The 16,751-nt window shown below is 63.6% G+C and carries 15 protein-coding genes; 5 read left to right on the top strand and 10 right to left on the bottom strand.

Translation table 11 applies throughout. From position 1 onward, the window contains the following. Positions 1–43 precede the first annotated feature (43 nt). The 6 genes from IEQ11_RS07495 to IEQ11_RS07470 are packed head-to-tail and all read right to left on the bottom strand — an operon-like array spanning position 44 to position 7,058. Positions 44–481 (bottom strand): type IV pilin protein, encoded by a 438-nt coding sequence (locus IEQ11_RS07495; protein WP_191821399.1) that lies wholly within the window; start codon positions 479–481, stop codon positions 44–46. 12 nt (positions 482–493) lie between these two features. Next, positions 494–4,294 (bottom strand): pilus assembly protein, encoded by a 3,801-nt coding sequence (locus IEQ11_RS07490; RefSeq protein WP_191821398.1) that lies wholly within the window; start codon positions 4,292–4,294, stop codon positions 494–496. A 10-nt stretch (positions 4,295–4,304) separates the two neighbouring features. Continuing rightward, entirely contained in the window at positions 4,305–4,826 is a 522-nt protein-coding gene (locus tag IEQ11_RS07485; protein ID WP_191821397.1) for a pilus assembly PilX family protein, read from the bottom strand. A gap of 8 nt (positions 4,827–4,834) precedes the next feature. Continuing rightward, on the bottom strand, positions 4,835–6,061 hold the full coding sequence (locus IEQ11_RS07480; RefSeq protein WP_191821396.1) for a PilW family protein: 1,227 nt from the start codon (positions 6,059–6,061) through the stop codon (positions 4,835–4,837). Beyond that, entirely contained in the window at positions 6,058–6,543 is a 486-nt protein-coding gene (gene pilV / locus IEQ11_RS07475) for a type IV pilus modification protein PilV (protein ID WP_191821395.1), read from the bottom strand. The genes IEQ11_RS07480 and pilV overlap by 4 nt, the downstream gene beginning before the upstream one ends. Continuing rightward, a complete protein-coding gene (locus tag IEQ11_RS07470; RefSeq protein ID WP_096418239.1) occupies positions 6,540–7,058 on the bottom strand; it encodes a GspH/FimT family pseudopilin in 519 nt (172 codons plus the stop codon). Before IEQ11_RS07470 ends, pilV begins: the two co-directional genes overlap by 4 nt. Before the next feature lie 225 nt (positions 7,059–7,283). Here IEQ11_RS07470 and IEQ11_RS07465 point away from each other — a divergent pair, with 225 nt between their 5' ends. The 4 genes from IEQ11_RS07465 (at position 7,284) to IEQ11_RS07450 (ending at position 12,013) form a co-directional block, all read left to right on the top strand. Then, positions 7,284–7,817, top strand: coding sequence for a GspH/FimT family pseudopilin (locus IEQ11_RS07465; protein WP_191821393.1), 534 nt, complete (start codon positions 7,284–7,286; stop codon positions 7,815–7,817). Positions 7,818–8,304: 487 nt separating this feature from the next. Beyond that, complete coding sequence (locus IEQ11_RS07460) at positions 8,305–8,658, top strand: hypothetical protein (RefSeq protein WP_191821392.1); 354 nt, start codon at positions 8,305–8,307, stop codon at positions 8,656–8,658. A 1,289-nt stretch (positions 8,659–9,947) separates the two neighbouring features. Beyond that, on the top strand, positions 9,948–10,577 hold the full coding sequence (locus IEQ11_RS07455) for a hypothetical protein (RefSeq protein WP_191821391.1): 630 nt from the start codon (positions 9,948–9,950) through the stop codon (positions 10,575–10,577). Further along, positions 10,574–12,013 (top strand): XVIPCD domain-containing protein, encoded by a 1,440-nt coding sequence (locus tag IEQ11_RS07450; RefSeq protein WP_191821390.1) that lies wholly within the window; start codon positions 10,574–10,576, stop codon positions 12,011–12,013. Before IEQ11_RS07455 ends, IEQ11_RS07450 begins: the two co-directional genes overlap by 4 nt. A gap of 60 nt (positions 12,014–12,073) precedes the next feature. Here the strand turns inward: IEQ11_RS07450 and IEQ11_RS07445 are convergent, their stop codons facing one another. The 4 genes from IEQ11_RS07445 to IEQ11_RS07430 are packed head-to-tail and all read right to left on the bottom strand — an operon-like array spanning position 12,074 to position 15,726. Then, positions 12,074–12,784, bottom strand: coding sequence for a DNA-methyltransferase (locus IEQ11_RS07445; protein WP_191821389.1), 711 nt, complete (start codon positions 12,782–12,784; stop codon positions 12,074–12,076). After that, on the bottom strand, positions 12,732–12,956 hold the full coding sequence (locus IEQ11_RS07440; protein ID WP_191821388.1) for a Com family DNA-binding transcriptional regulator: 225 nt from the start codon (positions 12,954–12,956) through the stop codon (positions 12,732–12,734). The genes IEQ11_RS07445 and IEQ11_RS07440 overlap by 53 nt, the downstream gene beginning before the upstream one ends. Beyond that, entirely contained in the window at positions 12,956–13,963 is a 1,008-nt protein-coding gene (locus tag IEQ11_RS07435; protein WP_191821387.1) for a phage portal protein, read from the bottom strand. Before IEQ11_RS07435 ends, IEQ11_RS07440 begins: the two co-directional genes overlap by 1 nt. Next, entirely contained in the window at positions 13,963–15,726 is a 1,764-nt protein-coding gene (locus tag IEQ11_RS07430) for a terminase ATPase subunit family protein (protein WP_191821386.1), read from the bottom strand. The genes IEQ11_RS07435 and IEQ11_RS07430 overlap by 1 nt, the downstream gene beginning before the upstream one ends. 155 nt (positions 15,727–15,881) lie before the next feature. On the opposite strand from IEQ11_RS07430, the gene IEQ11_RS07425 reads away from it, so the two are divergent. Further along, positions 15,882–16,742, top strand: coding sequence for a GPO family capsid scaffolding protein (locus tag IEQ11_RS07425; RefSeq protein WP_191821385.1), 861 nt, complete (start codon positions 15,882–15,884; stop codon positions 16,740–16,742). Positions 16,743–16,751 lie beyond the last annotated feature (9 nt).

Below are 16,751 nucleotides of genomic sequence, written 5' to 3'. Positions count from 1 at the left end.
CCCGCTCCGGTGAGGGAGCGGGCCGTAAGCTGAACCGGTCAGGTTATTGCAGGTTCCAACATTCGGGCATGGTCTGTGCATTCGGCGTTTTCGCGCCGGTATTGCTCAGGGTCAAGGTGCCGCATTTGTCGTTGGCCTGCCCACCCACCGGCTGCGCACGAAGCATGAAGGTGCTTGCGGTCGTGGCACCGGAGAGGGAGATCGTGTAGCGCGGATCGCCGACCTTCGGTGACTGAGTCATGGCGATGTCTGCGAGATTTGCGCCGACATAGGTGTTATTCACGGTGTAGAACCGCTCCATCGCCTGCGCGACCTCGGCCAGATCGGCCTTGGCCTGGCCGCGACGGCTCTTGCGCACGCTGTCCTGGTAGGCCGGCACCGCGATGCCGACCAGGATGCCGATGATGGCCACCACGACCATGAGTTCGATCAGGGTGAAACCCCGGATCGATCGCGCGCCCCTGTAGTGAAACTGCTTCATGTCGCTTCCTCGTTATCGGATCTGGCGCCAGGACTGGCGACCGCAGGGACGTGGCAGGTAAAGCGGTTGCGAACCGGAGGTCTGCACCATGATCGAGCACTTCGACGCCACCGCCTGGGCGATCTGCTCCTGGGTCGCGTTCGCCGGCAGGATGTCGCTCTTGGGCGTCGCCACCACCACCACGTCCTTGACCGGCGCCGAACCGCCATTGAGCTTGGCCGCGCCGACCCCGGCGCCGAGATTGTTGCCAATCGCCGAATTGACCTTGGCATTGGCCAGCGCCGAACCGCCGCTGAGCGCATCCAGGCCGTACAGCCAGTTGTTGCCGTCGGTCGAACAGCCGTCGGTGCTGGTCGGGTCGTAGGTCGGGAAGAACAGGATGCCGTTCTGCAGTCGCAGGTTGCCGACCGAGCGCTCGCCGGTGCCGACCGGATTGCCGGTGCGTCCGGCATCCACGCCCAGGTCGAGGTACCAGCCCTTCTTGGTCGCATCCAGGCGCTCGCCGGTGATCATGCGCACCTGCAGGCCCTGCGAGGTCGTCTGCTCGAGGATGTACTGGCGCTGCAGTTCGCTGCGGCCGACCACCTGCGAACCGCGGTCCATCACACCGTAGATGGTCTGCATGGTGCGATCGCTGGGATCGCCGGTGAACGAGAACGCGCCGGTGCCGAAGAACACCATCACGTTGTCGCCGGCCATGGTCGCTTCCAGGCCGCCGACGATGGGTTGACGCTCGTTGAAGTTGTCCTTGTTGCGGGCGATGAACAAGGGCTTGTTGGCATTGGCCACGGTGTTGTTGCGCAGGTCGAACTTCCACACCGCGCCGTTGAGATCGGCCGCGTAGGCCGTATCGGCGTAACCGTCGCGGCCGACCGTCGCACCGGTGCCGTCGAAGCGGTCGATCACCACCAGGTTGCCCAGGCCGTTCTTGGTCCGGGTCGGCAGCGGCGCATCGGTTTCCTGCGCCTGGATCCGGTCCACGGCGCCGGTGGCGATATCGACCAGGAACAGCACGGCCCTGCCGTTGACGCTTTCGTAGCCGTTACCGAACACCGCCTTCCACTTGACCACGCCGCTGCTCAGCTTGACCGGCACGATCGCGATCTTGCCCAGCACGCTGCCGATATCCTTGCCGCCGTTGGCGTCGGACACCTTGTCGTTGATCTCCCACAGCACCTGCAAGCTGTTCTGATTGGTCACGTCGAGCGCGAACACGCCGCGACCGCCCGCGCCGACGCTGGCCGCGACCACGGTCTTCCAGGTGCTGCCGTCGTGCGCATCGGACACCGTGGCCAGACCGTCGACGTAATAGCGGTGCTGGAACACCTGATCGTTGCGATCTTCGGGGCGATACGGGAACAACAGATTGCCCATGTGGCCGACCGAAGTGGCCGGGATATAGGCGAACACTTCGCGGCCGGTGTCGCCGTTGAAGGCATGGAACATGCCGTCGTTGGCGCCGACATAGACGAACGCGCTGCGGGTGTTCTGCTTGGTCCGCAAGTAATTGGCGTAATTGAGCGCGTCGGCGGCGCCCGCGCTGGTGCGCAGGCCGCGATAACCGTAGTCGTCGCCCTTGGCCGAAACCAGCGGCGTCGAGTTGACGATGTCGCCCAGCAGCGTGGTGCGCTTGCGCAGCTTGCCGCCGTTGTTGCCGTCGTTGGCGCGCGAACCGCGCAGGTAGGCGACCGCTTCGGCCCCGGTAACGCCGCCGGGAATGCGGCTGAACTTGCCGGCGCAATTCTGCAGGGCATCGCTGCATAGTGCGTTGAGCACGGCGGTATCGCTGCTGCCGAGCGCGGCGACGGTGAAGTCGCTGACCAGCGGCACCACGTTGCCCGACAGGGTCTTGCCGAAGTTGATCGTGCGGCCGCCCGTTTCCAGGCCCGAAGACGCTTCCCACAAATTGGTGAAGGTGATCGTACCGGTCACGGCGTCGTGGCTGGCCTTGGACGCGTTGAGGCGGCTGAACCAGTCAGTGCCGTTGTTGGCCGACTGATAGGTCGGCTCGACCGACAAGGTGTTGTTGCCGATGCGCGAGCCAGTCAGGCCGATCGTGCCCGACGGCGTGTTCGCCGCGCCCACCGAGGCCAGGATCTCGCGCATCGCCGAGGTGATGTCGGCCGGCGTGGTGGCGTTGATGAACTTGCCGCGCGCGTTCATGGTCGCGTGCCAGATTTCGTCGACCGTGCTCGGCGCATCGTTCTGATACGCGCGCCACGGCGGCTGATAACCGGCGTAGGGATTGGGCGTGTTGGTGATCGGATCGTAGGCGCGGCCGTAGATTTCGCCCTTGGCGCCGAGGGTCACGCCGTAGAAGTTCATGTGCGGATCGGCGCGGCAATCGAGCTTGGGATCGTTCGGCGTGGTCTTGCACTGCTCCGGCACCGGCACCTTGCCCAGGCCCAGGTCGGTGCGCAGCGTGTCCTTGTAGTAGAACGCGGCGGTATCGGCCAGGGTGTTCGGGAACGCATCGGCCAAGGGCGCCGGCATATCGGCGTCCTGCGAGCCGACCGTCGGGCCGTCGGTATTGCTGTAGCCGTCGGTGAACAGCATGCCGGCGTTGATCTGGCAGGCGAACTTGACCGGCGCGCCGGCGTCGGTGCGCTTGAACTGACGACCGATATGCTGCACCGCCCAACGGTTTGGGGTGCCGCCGCTGGCGCCGATCCTGAGCAGCTGGTCGTTGTACAGCGAGGCCTTGTCGGTCGCGACCGACATGTCGCGCATCGTCACGTTGGCGTAGTTGTAGCTGCCGCCGCCGCTGTTGATGGTGAACATGCCCACGCGCATCTTCTCGGTCTTTTCCAGCGACAGCGTCAGCGCTGCGCGCATCGCGCGCACGCGGTTGCCGTAGAAGCTGAACCAGTTGGCGAAATTCTGGATCGCCTTGTTGTACTGGGCCGCGCTGCCGAAATTGCCGGGACGGATTTCGTACCGATAGAGATTGCAGCCGTCGCCGCAGGCGTTGGTGGCGGTGACCGGCGTAGCGGAATAACCGAACAGCTCGGCGGCCGGCGTGCCCGCCGGCTGCACCACGGTCGCGGTCTTGAGATAGAACGTCGCCGGGTAGTAGCGGATGGCGACGTTGCAGTTCGCGTTCAAGGTCACCGCGTTGGCCAGCGTGCGCCAATTGTTCGAGCCGCTCAGGCCGCCGCAAGCCTGATCGATCCAGTACACGGTGTTGCGCGGCAAGGTCGCGCCGTTGGGCACGTAGAAGCGCTCATCGTTATTGTTGGCCGACCAGTCCGAAGCCAGGCCGATGGTGGGCGAGGCCGAATCGGGATTGACCCGGGTCGCGCCGATATCAGCTTGCGGATAATCGACGATTTCGTTCGCCGCATTGGGCCGCTTCCACGGCGAGTACGTCACCAGCGGACTGAAGTAGGCCGGGTTGTATTCGGGCGAACGGGCGAAGCCGAAATTGTCGATCGGCGCGATCGCGTAGCGCGAGGTGTCGATGCGGTAACCAACCGACGGAATGGTGTGGTGAAAGCCGCGCGAATCGAAGCCGTCGGCCTGGGTGCGCAAGCGCGCGTTGGCGCCGCTGCCGGTGAAATAACCGTTGGTCGCGCGCGCGTCGTACTCCCAGAACGCGGCGCCGTCGGCGCCCGGGAACAGGGTCTGGAAGGTCATCGAGCCCGAGTCGTCGACCGCCATGACGAAGGCCGGCGGAATGGTGACGCTCGAATTCAACGGCGCCTGCGCCAACGAACCGTCGGCTTGCAGAGCGTTGGCGTTGTACAGCCAATACCCGGCGCCGGCGGCGGCCAGCATCAGCGGGATCGCGAGATAAACGCGGGGGGATGCCATGGCGGAACCCTCAGGGTACGAAGATGGTGTCGATGACGGCGTCCGAACCGGGGTTCGTGCCGCGGTCCACGGCATAGGCCGTGACCTGGAAGATCAGGTTGGTGTTTTCGCTGATCGGAACGGTGCCCATGCCGATGCCGGTGCCGCCGGAAACGCATTCGTCGATGCGGCGGGTATGGCTCAGCTTCGCCGGCAACGGATCGGAGTACTTCATCGTGCGCGCCCAACCGCTGGGATCGAAGCCGGCGACGCAGAAGGGTTCGTCGATGGCGATCACCTCGGTGCCGCCGCTCTGCACTTGGCGCTGCAGATCGGCCTCGTTGCCGCGCGCGCGGCCCTCGGCGTTCTGGAAGGCGTTGTTGGTCGAGCGGTAGCTCGAGGTCATGCGCTCCTGCAGACCGGTCACCTGCAACGCGGTGATGCCGATCAGGGCCAGCAGCACCAGCATCATCAAGGCGACATACAATACGGCGCCGCGCTGTCTGCGCAACGAGCTCGTGGATGCGAAACGGCGGCTACGGACGATAGTCATGGCGGGCCTCAATTTCCGTACAGCCGGTTGCGCAGGGCGATATTGGTTTCGTAGACGCTGCGGTAGCGTCCGTCCGCGGGCAGTTGCAGCCGGGTTCCCAACGAGCGGGTCGGCGCAGTTTTCTGCTGGGCCGCGGCGCGGTCGTTGCCGCGCACCAGCAGGCCCACCTGGACGCCGCCGACGCGCTGCCAGCCGGCTTGGCTGTTGCTGTCGGGCAACAGGCCCGCCGCGGTGCGGATGCCGTTGATCACGCCGGTGGGCGCCTGCGCCGGATTGGTGACGATGTCCTGGGCGAACAGCAACTGCATGTTCTCCACGCCTTCGACCACTTCCTCGGCCAGGCCGGTATCGAGCACCACGCCGGCCGAGCCGGGCGGCACGTTCAAACGCGCGCGGAACAGCGTCGGCTCGCCGGCCGGATTGAGGCCGATGTAGTAGACGAAGCTTTCGGCGCGATACAGCCGCGCCTGACCCGAGGCGAAGGTGTCGGAACCGTCGAACGCGATCTGGTTCACGCCGGTGTTGCGCACGGTGATCTGCACCGCGCCCGCTCCGGTGGTGATCGCGCTGGCCTGGAACATCACCGCCGAGCGGCAGTCGGCGATGCCGAATATGCCCGGCGTGGGCATGGCGGCGGTCAACACCGGCCACTGCGCGGCGTTGACCGAGATGGTGGCGGGATTGCCGGTCGCAAAGCCGGTCACTTCGGCGCTTTCCGGCGACAGGAACCGCAGCATCAGGATGTCGCTGCCGCGAATCGGCGCGGGCTGCAGACGCTGGGCCCCGGTCAGGAACGCATCAGGCAACGCGGGCACCCAGTCGGCCGCGGCGCCGGCGGTCGGCGTGGCGCTGATGGCGAGGCTGTCGTTCGGCGCGGTGGCGCGCGCTTCGTAGCCGCGAATCGAATAGTCGAAGCGCAAGGCCTCGCGCCCGGCCGGGATCGCGTTGAAATCCGCGCGGTTGGACAGGAACAGTTCGCCGAATGCGCCGTTGCCGGCGTAGAAGTGCGCCTGGTCCGACACGCAGCCGAAGTGACCGCTCATGCGCACGTCGCGCTGCAGCGAATCGATCGCGAAACGCGAACTTTCCTGCGCGCGCGACAGGCCCTGCGCCATCAGGTACGAGGCGCGGGACGCCGAAAATATCTCGACAAGTCCCAACACCAGCACGGTGCTCAGCAGCAACGCGACCATCAGTTCGATCAATGACAGACCTGCTTGCAGTCGACGGTTCATAGCGCGCTGTCCATTTCGAATTTAGTCACGTCTTTATTCGGATCCCAGCGCTTGGCATCGCCCCATTCGATTTCGATGTGGACTGTCTTGTCGTTGCGCACCAGCACCGTCGCCACCCCGGTTTCGCCCAACGCCTCGCGCATGCGGCAGGTGAATGCGGTCTTGCGCTGAGCAGGGGTGACCGTGTCCAACATCGCGCACGAGGTATTCGCCGCGACCGACGAGGCGTTGTAGGTGCCGGTGTACTGGGCCGCGAGCAAGCGGTTGGAACGGATGTCGTCGAGCAGGTCGCTCGACAGATTGGTCGCGATCGTGCGCTGGTTCGAACTCTGCGCCAGGCGCAGGTTGGTCGCCTGCAGCATGGCCAGGCCGAGCAGGCCCAGGCCGAGCACGAGCACCGCCACCAGTACTTCGATCAGGCTCAGGCCACGACTCCGGCCAGAGGTTCGCGGCGCGCGCCGCCGCACGGCCCAGGCGTTCACTGGCAGGTCTCCTTGGTCACCGCGACCCGGCCGATCCGGTTGATCGCGAACGAGCGCCGGTTGTAGACCCCGGGCTTGCACTCATGCGCCTGCAGCGCGAAGGAATAGGTGGCCCGGTCCAGGGTGCGGCCGCGCTCGTCGAAGCTGATCTGGTTCACCCCGGTCGGCGGGGTGAAATCGATACTGTCCTGCGGGTCGACCACCCGCTTGATCTCGTTCGCGGTCAGCGCGCCGTCGCCGTTCTCGTCGGTCCAGATCAACAGGCCGGTGCTCCAGTTGCTGCCGCAGCCGGTTCCGTTGTTGTTCGGACAGATCCGCGCGCTGCTCTTGCTGCGCACCGCTTCGGCGCGGGCGAAGTTGAGCGTCGCCAGCATCTGGTTCGTCGCCGTGGAGACGCGGTTGGCGCGTATGGATTCGGTGAACGTAGGAAGTGCCAGGGCGAGCAGAATCGCGGCAATCGCGATCGTCACCAAGAGTTCGATCAATGTGAAGCCGGCGGACCGACGCAGAGCCATAGCGCTTCTCTTCCCCAGAGGACGCCTGGATGCTAACAGTCGGAATTACCTAGAAAAGGTGCCACACCGACGAGCGGTCGGGCGGAGTTGGTCAAAGGTTTGGTGCCTAGGAATACTCCGACACCGGTCACGCCTGAGCCCCTACCCGGCAGCGCGGCGCCACCTGCTTCCGATCACAGTCTGCGCCGGCGACTCTGGGCGCCCCGCAACTGCCAAGGAATGGCCATGCGAATCAAAGGCTTCGCACTGCTCGAGTTCGTCTTCGCAATCGTCTGCACCGGCGTGCTGACCTTGATCGCCAGCTCCGTCTTCGGCGCCCTGGCCGGCACCTCCCGCGTCGCCGCGGTGCGCAGCGGCCTGGCCGACAGCATCGAGCAGGCCCACCAGTATGCCGCCGAGCACGCCAGCACCGTCTGGCTATGCCCGTCGCGCGAGGGCTTCGTCTGCGAGGACGACAACGACTGGAGCCACGGCTGGATGGGCTTCGCGGATCGCAACGGCAACGCCCGCTTCGACGAGGGCGACGAACTGCTGCACAAGACCCCGCCCCTGCTGGACGGCCTGCGCCTGTGCAGCGCCCGCCGCCAGACCCGGATCCGGTTCCGGCCCCTGGACGGCCGACCGGACTCGGCGGTCGCATTCACCTTGTGCGACCTGCGCTGTCCGCAGGAGGCGGTCGTCCTGGCGTTGACCGACGAAGGCCGGATCAACGAGCGCCCCGCGAGCCCGCGCGCGGCGCAGGATTGCCAGCTCGAATGACCCGGTCGGCCCTCGGCCCCTCGGCGGACGGCAGATATTCCCGAGCCATGGGCGGAGTCGTATCGGGCGCGCTCAGCCGCGCCACGTGCCAGCGATGCGATGCGTCGCCATGGCGATACCGCCGCGACAAGAACGCAAGCAGTCGGCGAGCGTCGCGATCGGTAAAGCCATCGTCGACAAAAACCGCGGCCAATGAAAAAGGCCGCGATTGCTCGCGGCTTTTCTCGTATTTGGCGCCCGAAGTTGGACTCGAACCAACGACCCCCTGATTAACAGTCTACGGGCCTAACAGTCGCAACGTATTCATATATATAAGGAATGGCTCTAGACACGTCTCCCAAAAAAGGGCGCGCGATCAACACAAAACGTGTAATTTTCCGCAAATCGCCGCCCAATTTGGGCGTTTTTTTTTGCCCGCTGAAGCGTTCACCGCGAGGACTTCGGACAGTCTCATTTGGCGCGACTGCCTGGCCTAGGATGCGGGCCTATGGACCCGACCCTGCGCCAGCCCTACCCCCTTCCCGATCGCTTCGCCTGGGCGTACTCGGCCCACACCGACTTCCGCGAAGCACACATCGTCGTTCTGGATGGCCAGCGTTGGGTCGCTGCCGCGCTTCCGCGCAAGCGCGGCGGTGGCTGGGAGGCTTTTACCGGCATGTATCGCCGGATGATCAAACGCGCGTCCTGGCACAACTTTGAGCGCGAGGCCGAGGCCGTCCGCTGGATTGCCGGATGGGTCCGCAAGTACGAGCGGCAGATCCTGCGCGAGATTGGCGCCGGCCCGCGTCATCCGCCGGTGGCGCCTAGCTACGTGCTGGAGAGGATGAAGCACGGGCGTTGACGCGATCGCCGCGGCCGCGCTGCAGCGGCCACTAGCGCCGCGTGTCGACCTAGTGCTGGCCAGCGACACCGGCGGCGACCGCGATCGATGCGGCCGCGCTGCAGGCGCCGCCGGATCCACGCGTCGACCTCGTGCTGGCCAGCGACGCCGACGGCGACCGCGATCGACACGGCCGCGCTGCAGACGCCGCCGGCGCCACGCGTCGACCTGGTGCTGGCCAGCGCCGCCGACGAAGGCCACGATCGACACGGCCGCGCTGCAGGCGCCGCCGTCACGCGTCGACCTGCTGCTGACCAGCGACGCCGGCGGCGACCGCGATCGACACGGCCGCGCTGCAGGCGCCGCCGTCACGCGTCGACCTGCTGCTGACCAGCGACGCCGGCGGCGACCGCGATCGACACGGCCGCGCCGCATACGCCGCCGGCGCCACGCATCGACCTGGTGCTGGCCAGCGCCGCGGGTCGTCAGCGGCAAGCGATCGAGAGTCAACGAGGACGGCCCGCCCGCGCTTTATGCCGAATTTTTCGGACGCCCATCGGAAATGGGTTACAAAGGTTATCGGTGATTTTATGAGCCGATAATTGTAGATAAATCAATCAGATACCTGAGAGTATTGAAGGTTATAAAAGGGTAACGAATAGGTAATTAGGTAACCTTTCTTGAGAGTTACATCTGACTATCAACAATCCCTTACGAATCAAAGTCTTGCAGTTCGATAACCTTTTTCGTAACCGCAGTGTTACCCCTCGGAGTTATCCAAAAACCCCCGCCAAATCAATGCCTTGCCCCATGCGACAGGGGTGCTGTAACCAATTACCCGGCTCCGATGGCCGTCCGAAAAATCCGAGGCGTCGCCAACGGCCCTGAGCGGCCGTGTAAGGCCCCTGCGGAAACCCCCGTAGGCGCAGGGTTCCGCAGGCTTTGCCGGCCGCTCGCGGCGGCCCTACACGCCACGCAGGGCGGGCTCGGGAAGGCGCCGCAGGGGTGCAGAGAACGAGGGGGGTCTAGCCCGCAGGCGTGGCGGGGGGATGACTGCGCGCGCCAGGGCGCCTCGGCGCCGCCGCCGCCGATTGGTGACGAGTCCGATGTTCGCCCGGGAGCCCCCTCGGTACACTCCAGATCGGCCGCAGCCGCGCCGCGGTGCGCTGCCATCAGGATCTGGTGCAAAGGACAGTGCTATGCCCCTCCTCACCTCAATCACGCGCGTAGGCGGCCTGGTTGCCTGCCTCGCTATCGTGGGTTGCGCGCAGAAACCAGCGCAGGCCGCCCCCCCGGATAAGGACGCCGCTATGAGCCAAACCTCCCCTGCCGGCGGTGACGCTGCCGCTGACGCAGTTGCAGCCGAACTCGATCGCATCGCAGAGTTGTCTACCAACGCCGAGGGCGTCAGCCCTGCTAACGCAAAGCCAGCGTCCGCTGCGCCACCCGCTGGGCCGTCATTGGAAGTCAACGACTGGCTCGCGCGGACGCTGCGGCTTATCGACAGCCTGAAGAAGCCCGACGATACGAAGCCCGAACAGGTAGCGCGGACTCTCGGAATTCCGTTGTTCGAACAGGACTCCGCGCATCGCACAACGGGCCAGTTGGTCGCTGCAGGCACGTACTCGGTCTGGTCCGACGCGCTTTATCGCGAGCATCCCAACAAATGGACAGTTGGCCTTTCGCAACAGTCCACAGGGGGAAAGATCGATTGCCTCTTCCCTCTGGAAACTTTGCGCACGCACGTCCTGCAACTCGGATACAAGGCGACCGAGGGCGTGATTCGGCGCGACGGAAGTGAACACGCTCTCTTTCGATCGCCCGCGTCGAACGACGGCGTTATATTCGTAGTGGAAGTGAAGATCCAACGCACCGCCGGCGAGCAAGCGTGCATTCAAGAGATTGAGATCGACGCAAACACTCGCGAGGAAGGCGCATGAGCAAAGTGCGCGAGGATATTCGGCCACTAATTGAAGAGTTGGCGCGCAAAGATGGACTGCCGCCGACCGCTATTGCCGACCTAGAAGCCACGATTAGCAGCTCACCCTACCTGTCTAACGTCATGTCGTCGGCAATTCAAAGCGGCGCGTTGAAACATCTGTCGATCGCTCAGAACCCCCACGAGGGTGGCAGGTATGACGTTATCTCCGGCACGATCAATCTAAATCCGGACAACTTCAGCCCTGATCAATGGCGTGGCGCGGCAAAGCGACACGACAACCTCGCCGTTGTTTTGGGCCACGAAACTGGTCACGCCCTCTTGGGAAAAGCTCAGTTAGAAGAGAGCTATCGCTTCGATTACGACGTGACCACGGCCATTCGCGAAGCATCGCGTAACGAAACTTCAGTCGACCTGACCGCGCCCGCCGGACGCTACATGGACTTCATGCGCCGGAACGAGGCAATGGCCGAACTGGTCGGAATGAACGCGCTGGCCAGCCGCACCAACGATGGGCGCGCTGACTCGTTCAATCGTCAGGACTTTCTACGGCGTGCCGATCCGTCCACCCCATGCGTGGAGAATGGCGTTCTCGCCGACGGAATCAAGCTGTCGCCGGGCGGGATTCAATTCACAGGCAAGAAGCTCATCAGCCCTGCAGTCGAGGCTGTGGCGCACTGCTATACCGATGCCGCGTCGCGTATTGGACAACATGGCGATTCAGGTTATCGGGCCTATTACGGCAGTGGCGTCGTAGAAACGATCTACGAAGCACATCGCGATTACGCCAAGGGCACAACAATGCATGTGCCCGAGATCGAACTCAATATGGCTAAGCTCCAGCTCGATCCACGCAAGATCGAGCGGGCAGGCGTTGATCTGGATGGCAAAGGAAACACGTTCAACTACATCGATATAAGCAACGGCCAGCACAAGCACGGAGCCGTGTCGCACAGCAATCTCGCCGATAACAAAGCCCAGCAGCCAAGAGAAGGCAACGCGCTATTACATCCACCCGCGCAGCGGCCATTTCGCGCGGACAACCCACAGCACCCCGACTACCAAGCCTTTGACGCTATCCGATCGACCGTGCGAGCCGATGGGCGTTGGAGCGACGAACAGACTACGAACATAGCCGCAGACCTGTTGCGCGCGCACAAGGCCGATCCGCTGAGCCATCGGCTTGATCGCGTCGTCGTTGGCAATCAAACCTCAACCGGCGAAACCAACGTGTTCGCGGTATACGCACCTCACGGGAACAAAGACCCGGTTTTTACATCCTATGTGAACGCGAATGCGTCAGCTCAAGTGCCCGCGCAGCGCAGCCTCGATCAAGTCGAACAAATCAACTTACAGCAAGCGCAAGAGCGGACTCAGACACAGCAGCTGGCTGAATCCCAAGCACAAAATGGCCCAAAGATGACGCCGCAGCACTGAGCACCCAAGAAAAAGAGCCGCCCAGATGGGCGGCTCAGTTCGAAGCAAAGGCACCGAGCGCTACAAAGTAGACAAGCGCTCGCGGGTAACGTCGGCGTAGTGCTGGGTCAGCTCGCACCCAGTCCAGCTGTAGCCCTCAAGCTGCGCGGCTACCAACGTGGTGCCGGAACCGGCGAAAGGATCCAGGATCCGCCCGCCTTCCTCGCAGATCCGCACGACCTGCCGCATAAGCTCGGTGGGCTTGCCGGTCATGTGGAGCTTGTCGTCCTTGCGGACCTTCGCGCGGATGACGCCCGGCAGGATCGGCGCCCGCCGCGCGAGCGGCATCGCGCCCTTGCTTCCCCAAACGATGTACTCGGCCTGCGATCGGAAGCGGCCGAGCTGCGGTCGTACTCCCTCGGTCTTGTCCCAGACGGCGACGCCGCGCCAGGTGAAGCCTGCGGCCTGCAGCGCGTCAGTGGTCAGCGGCAATTGCCGCCAGTCGCTGAACAGACATACCGGGGCGCCCTCTTTCAGCAATCGCGAGCACTCGGACAACCACAGCACCATCCAGCGCAAGTGCGATCGCTGGTCACGCTCATCTCCGGCGAACTCCGCGTGGAGCGGTGGAGTTCCGCCCTGCATGTACTTGACCGAGGGGGCGCGCCGTCGATCGCTGGCATGTACGCCGCCGCTGGCATACGGCGGGTCCGTTATCAGGGCATCAAAACTGCCGGCATCAAGAGTCGGCAACAACTTCAGGGCGTCGCCCTGCAACAGCTGGTTTTTCATCGATCGAGCCTTCGTCTAATCGCTCGCGGCGATCTATCGAGAGGCTCGGGGCCTTCATATGATTGAGAGTGCCGCAACGTGGGCACTTGATCTGTAATTCAGCGTAGTGCGCGGCCTTGGCCAGCAACCGCGCGCACTCGCCGCAACGAACGGGCAATAGAACCACGCGCATCACGCCACCGGCGGTTCGTAGGGACGGAAGCGAATCACTTCGTCACCGATAAGGTCGTTCAGCCGGCACATGCGCGTTTGCAACGGCTCCAGCTCGTTTGCGGCCCATACCACCGTCGCCTCGCGGATATTGCCGAAGCCCCCCGCATTCTGCGGGACGATGCCCAGAAGCTGCGGCGGCACACGCATGACGCCCAGCATGTCGTCGCGAGTGATGTTTTTGATACCGCTAAACTCATCCTTGGCGGCAACTTCGCTGACCGGAATAAGCTGCATTCCGTCCTTTTTTCCGTTGGGGGAGTGCAGGAAAAGGTTCCGGAAATTGCCGGGGCCACGCGCACTACGCAGCGCCGTGCGCAAGTTGTCCACGTCCTCTTCATTCACGCCAGCATCGGTCAGATAGAGAATGAACCCGGCATGCGAACCGTTGTTGTAATACTTGCGGCGGAAAAGTGTCGCCGATTCATTGAGCAGCGCCGACTGCAGCGCAGCTAACCACTCCGGCATGCCGTAAATTTCCTGATCCACATCGGCTTCGCGCAGCTGGTAGACGGCTCCAGGCCGGAACGCGTGCTCATCGCGCCAGCCCCGCACCATGAAGTAGGACTCCAGGTCAACGCCGCGGCGCATGTACTTGGTCAAGCACGGCTGCAGCTTGGCGGACGATCCCAGCACAGACTTCACATCCTCGACGTAGGCCATGCCGAACGTGACCCAGTCCAAGGCCAGCTGTTCGAAGGCTGCACCCGACAAGAGCCTATGCGGGATAAACGTCCGCGCGAGCATGTTGCGCTTGAAGATCAGGCCCGATTGCAGGTAGACATTCGAACGCGTCGTGCGCGCAAGTCCGTCGAGCGAGACCGGGGGCTCGTACCATCTGCCATTTTCCACGCACTCGACATAATCGAGAAAACCCCGGGATTCAAGTACGGGCGTGGGGTCTCCAAAGGTGAAAGCTTCGATACGGCCAGCCGGCGCCGTTAGCGCCTGCGATTCGGCGTTAGACATCACATGATCTCCAGGACGCTGGTATTTCGGCCGGTTTGGCCTTCCAGCGGTTCGTTGTGTAGCGCGTGAAAGAGTGCCCAAGCGATATCGGCGTGACCGGTTGCTTCGGTCCGCCCGGCGGTGTATGTCATCTGCCGACCGCTAGGAGTCATGGTCTTGCGGATCGCCATCAGCGACTGGGCGACGTCGATCCAGCCGGCGTCGAACTCCAACCGTCCGTTGTGAATTACATCGAACGCCTTAAGAACCAGGCGCGTTTTCACTTCGGGTGAATAGCTGAAAGTCGTCAGGTTTGGGAAGAACTGGCGCACCAGCTGCGCTACACCGGTGCCCATGCCTGTCGTGTCGATGCCGATGTACGTCACCCAGAAGCGCTTCGTTACCTGCTCGATCACTTTCGCCTGCGCTGCGAAATCCATACCGCGGAACTGGTGACGCTCAAGCAACCTGAACTTTCCACCCGGCGTGAGCGGCGGCGCCAGAACGACCAAGGCAGCACTGTCGCCGGTCTCGGACGGGTCATACCCCAACCACACGGCTCGATCGTTGTACGGTCGCTTGTGAAACGGGCGATAGTCGTCGCCCCAAGCTACCCAGCTGTCCACCATGCACGGCTGCAGCATAGCCAGCGGAAAGATGCTCGCGCCGTCGTCGACGAACTCGCACATCAGCAGATTGGAAAAGGCTTCGGCGCTGTACTCACGCCGTAGCTCTTCCAGGTCGAACAGATCGCAGCCGCGACGCTCGGCGTCGAGAATGGTGACGATCTGCCGCCACAGGCGATCCTCGCACAGCCGCCCCGGGCCGAGGGCATCGTGCGAAACATCGATCTTCAGGTGCTGGGCGACTGGCTTACCCTTGTTGAACCGTTCGCCGGTCCAGAAGGTGTAGGCCTGGTGCGCCATGCTCGACGGAGTGCTGAAGTAGGTCTTTCGCCACTTCTTATGCATCGCCATGCCCGACGCCACTTTGTTCAACTCGTCGAACTTGTACGTCCAGAAGAATTCGTCAAAGTAGAAGTTTCCGTGGTAGCCCTGTGCCGTGCGGGCATTAGTTCCGAGGAAGAACAGCTCCGCCCCGTTCGGAATCAAGATGCTGTCGCCGCCGAATAGATCCCGGTCCAGCACCTCACGGACGAAGGACTGCATGTATCCGCGGAACAAAAAGGCTTGGGCCTTGGACGCGCTCAAGAAAATTTGATTGCGCCCGGTCTTGAGGGCGTCAATCAGCGCCTCGCGGGCGAAGTAGTATGTGGCGCCGATCTGGCGGGATTTCAGAATCGCGCGCGTGCGTTGATTGCTGGCGCGATACCAGTCGCGTTGGTAGTCGAAACAGCCGTCGATGAACGCCTGCTCCAGCCGCTCCACATCCGCTTCGCTGAACTCGTTGCGCCGGGGCTTCTTCTTCGGCCCAGCGTTGCGGTTGTCCAGCTTTGGGTTCAGTCCGGCCTCGGTTCCGCCATCCTGATATCGCTGGATTCTCGCTTGCCGCTCCAACTGGCGGTGCAGAAGGTCGATCTCTTTGTAATCGCCCCCCGTCTTGCCATCCTTCATGATGAGCAAGACCAAGCGCGCCTCAAGCGCGCCGCCGATCCGCTCAACGTTATCTGCGCGGTCCCACTCGTCGCGCGCCTTCCAGCTGTGTAAAGTCTTCTCTTTCTCGCCGGTCGCCTCGGCGATCTCGCAGATACGCCAGCCCATCCAGTACAGGAATTTAGCCTGTCGGCGCGTATCCATCGGTAGCTGGGCTGCAACGCTGTTCATGTAGCTAGCGTGCCCAGCAGCCCACCCGGCAAACAGTTTTTCCCCGTGTATCCGCGGCAGCTACATGCTGCCCGCGTTGCTGCTATTGCAGCCGGTGCCGACCATTAAGCCTCTAGCGATGCACTCGCATCCTGCCCAAACGCGCAGAGGACACCATGTCGGAGAAAGTCAAAAAGTTCCGTTCGAAGTTTTTCCGGGTCGCGGTCGAGGGTGCCACCTGCGATGGCCGCACCATCGAGCGCAGCTGGCTCACCGATATCGCGGGCTCTTACGACCCGCAAAAGTACGGCGCCCGCATCTTCATCGAGCACATCCGCGGCATGAATCCCGAGTGGGGTTTCCGCTGCATGGGCGACGTGTTGTCGGTGAAAACCGACACCGTGCAGATCGACGGCAAGGATCGCTTGGCGCTGTTCGCCCAGGTCGAGCCCACGTCCGAGTTCGTGTCCATGACGAAGGCTAAGCAGAAGGTCTACAGCTCGATCGAAGTGGATCCGAACTTCGCCGGCTCTGGCAAAGCGTATCTGCGCGGGCTCGGCGTCACCGACAGTCCGGCCAGCCTGGGCACCGAGATGTTCGAGTTCGCCACCAAAAATCCCGACGCCAGCCCGCTGAAGTCGCGCAAGCAATCGCCGGACAACTTCTTCAGCGTAGCCATCGAGTCGGACATCGAATTCGAAGAGATCGACGATAAGCCGAGCTTGGTCGATGCGCTGTTTTCGCGCGTCGAGGCTCTGCTGGGCAAGAAGCCGGCAGAGCCGGTCGCGCCGCCGACTGCGCCCACCGACTTCGCCGCGGTCGGCGAAGCCGTCACGGCCGTGGCCAGTCACGTGCGCCAGCAGGATCAACGGTTTGGCGAGATCGAGCGCGAGAACGGGCAATTGAAGGCGCGTGTCCAGAGCCTGAGTGCTGACCTTACCGCGCTGAAGTCGCAACTGGGCGCCACTGTCGACCACAGCCAGCCGGGTCGTCCCGCGGCCACGGGCATCGGGTCGGCGCAACTCACCGACTGCTAAGCCCACCAG

The sequence above is a fragment of the Lysobacter capsici genome, from assembly GCF_014779555.2.
GTDB lineage: Bacteria > Pseudomonadota > Gammaproteobacteria > Xanthomonadales > Xanthomonadaceae > Lysobacter > Lysobacter capsici.
The sequence above is the reverse complement of the archived record's forward strand: the minus strand, read 5'-3'. Positions and strand labels throughout refer to the sequence as shown.

Excerpts from the sequence above, each read along its gene's own strand:
- IEQ11_RS07495 (WP_191821399.1), bottom strand. The coding sequence starts at position 481 with ATGAAGCAGTTTCACTACAGGGGCGCGCGATCGATCCGGGGTTTCACC.
- IEQ11_RS07490 (WP_191821398.1), bottom strand. The coding sequence starts at position 4,294 with ATGGCATCCCCCCGCGTTTATCTCGCGATCCCGCTGATGCTGGCCGCC.
- IEQ11_RS07485 (WP_191821397.1), bottom strand. The coding sequence starts at position 4,826 with ATGACTATCGTCCGTAGCCGCCGTTTCGCATCCACGAGCTCGTTGCGC.
- IEQ11_RS07480 (WP_191821396.1), bottom strand. The coding sequence starts at position 6,061 with ATGAACCGTCGACTGCAAGCAGGTCTGTCATTGATCGAACTGATGGTC.
- IEQ11_RS07470 (WP_096418239.1), bottom strand. The coding sequence starts at position 7,058 with ATGGCTCTGCGTCGGTCCGCCGGCTTCACATTGATCGAACTCTTGGTG.
- IEQ11_RS07465 (WP_191821393.1), top strand. The coding sequence starts at position 7,284 with ATGCGAATCAAAGGCTTCGCACTGCTCGAGTTCGTCTTCGCAATCGTC.
- IEQ11_RS07460 (WP_191821392.1), top strand. The coding sequence starts at position 8,305 with ATGGACCCGACCCTGCGCCAGCCCTACCCCCTTCCCGATCGCTTCGCC.
- IEQ11_RS07455 (WP_191821391.1), top strand. The coding sequence starts at position 9,948 with ATGAGCCAAACCTCCCCTGCCGGCGGTGACGCTGCCGCTGACGCAGTT.
- IEQ11_RS07450 (WP_191821390.1), top strand. The coding sequence starts at position 10,574 with ATGAGCAAAGTGCGCGAGGATATTCGGCCACTAATTGAAGAGTTGGCG.
- IEQ11_RS07445 (WP_191821389.1), bottom strand. The coding sequence starts at position 12,784 with ATGAAAAACCAGCTGTTGCAGGGCGACGCCCTGAAGTTGTTGCCGACT.
- IEQ11_RS07440 (WP_191821388.1), bottom strand. The coding sequence starts at position 12,956 with ATGCGCGTGGTTCTATTGCCCGTTCGTTGCGGCGAGTGCGCGCGGTTG.
- IEQ11_RS07435 (WP_191821387.1), bottom strand. The coding sequence starts at position 13,963 with ATGTCTAACGCCGAATCGCAGGCGCTAACGGCGCCGGCTGGCCGTATC.
- IEQ11_RS07430 (WP_191821386.1), bottom strand. The coding sequence starts at position 15,726 with ATGAACAGCGTTGCAGCCCAGCTACCGATGGATACGCGCCGACAGGCT.
- IEQ11_RS07425 (WP_191821385.1), top strand. The coding sequence starts at position 15,882 with ATGTCGGAGAAAGTCAAAAAGTTCCGTTCGAAGTTTTTCCGGGTCGCG.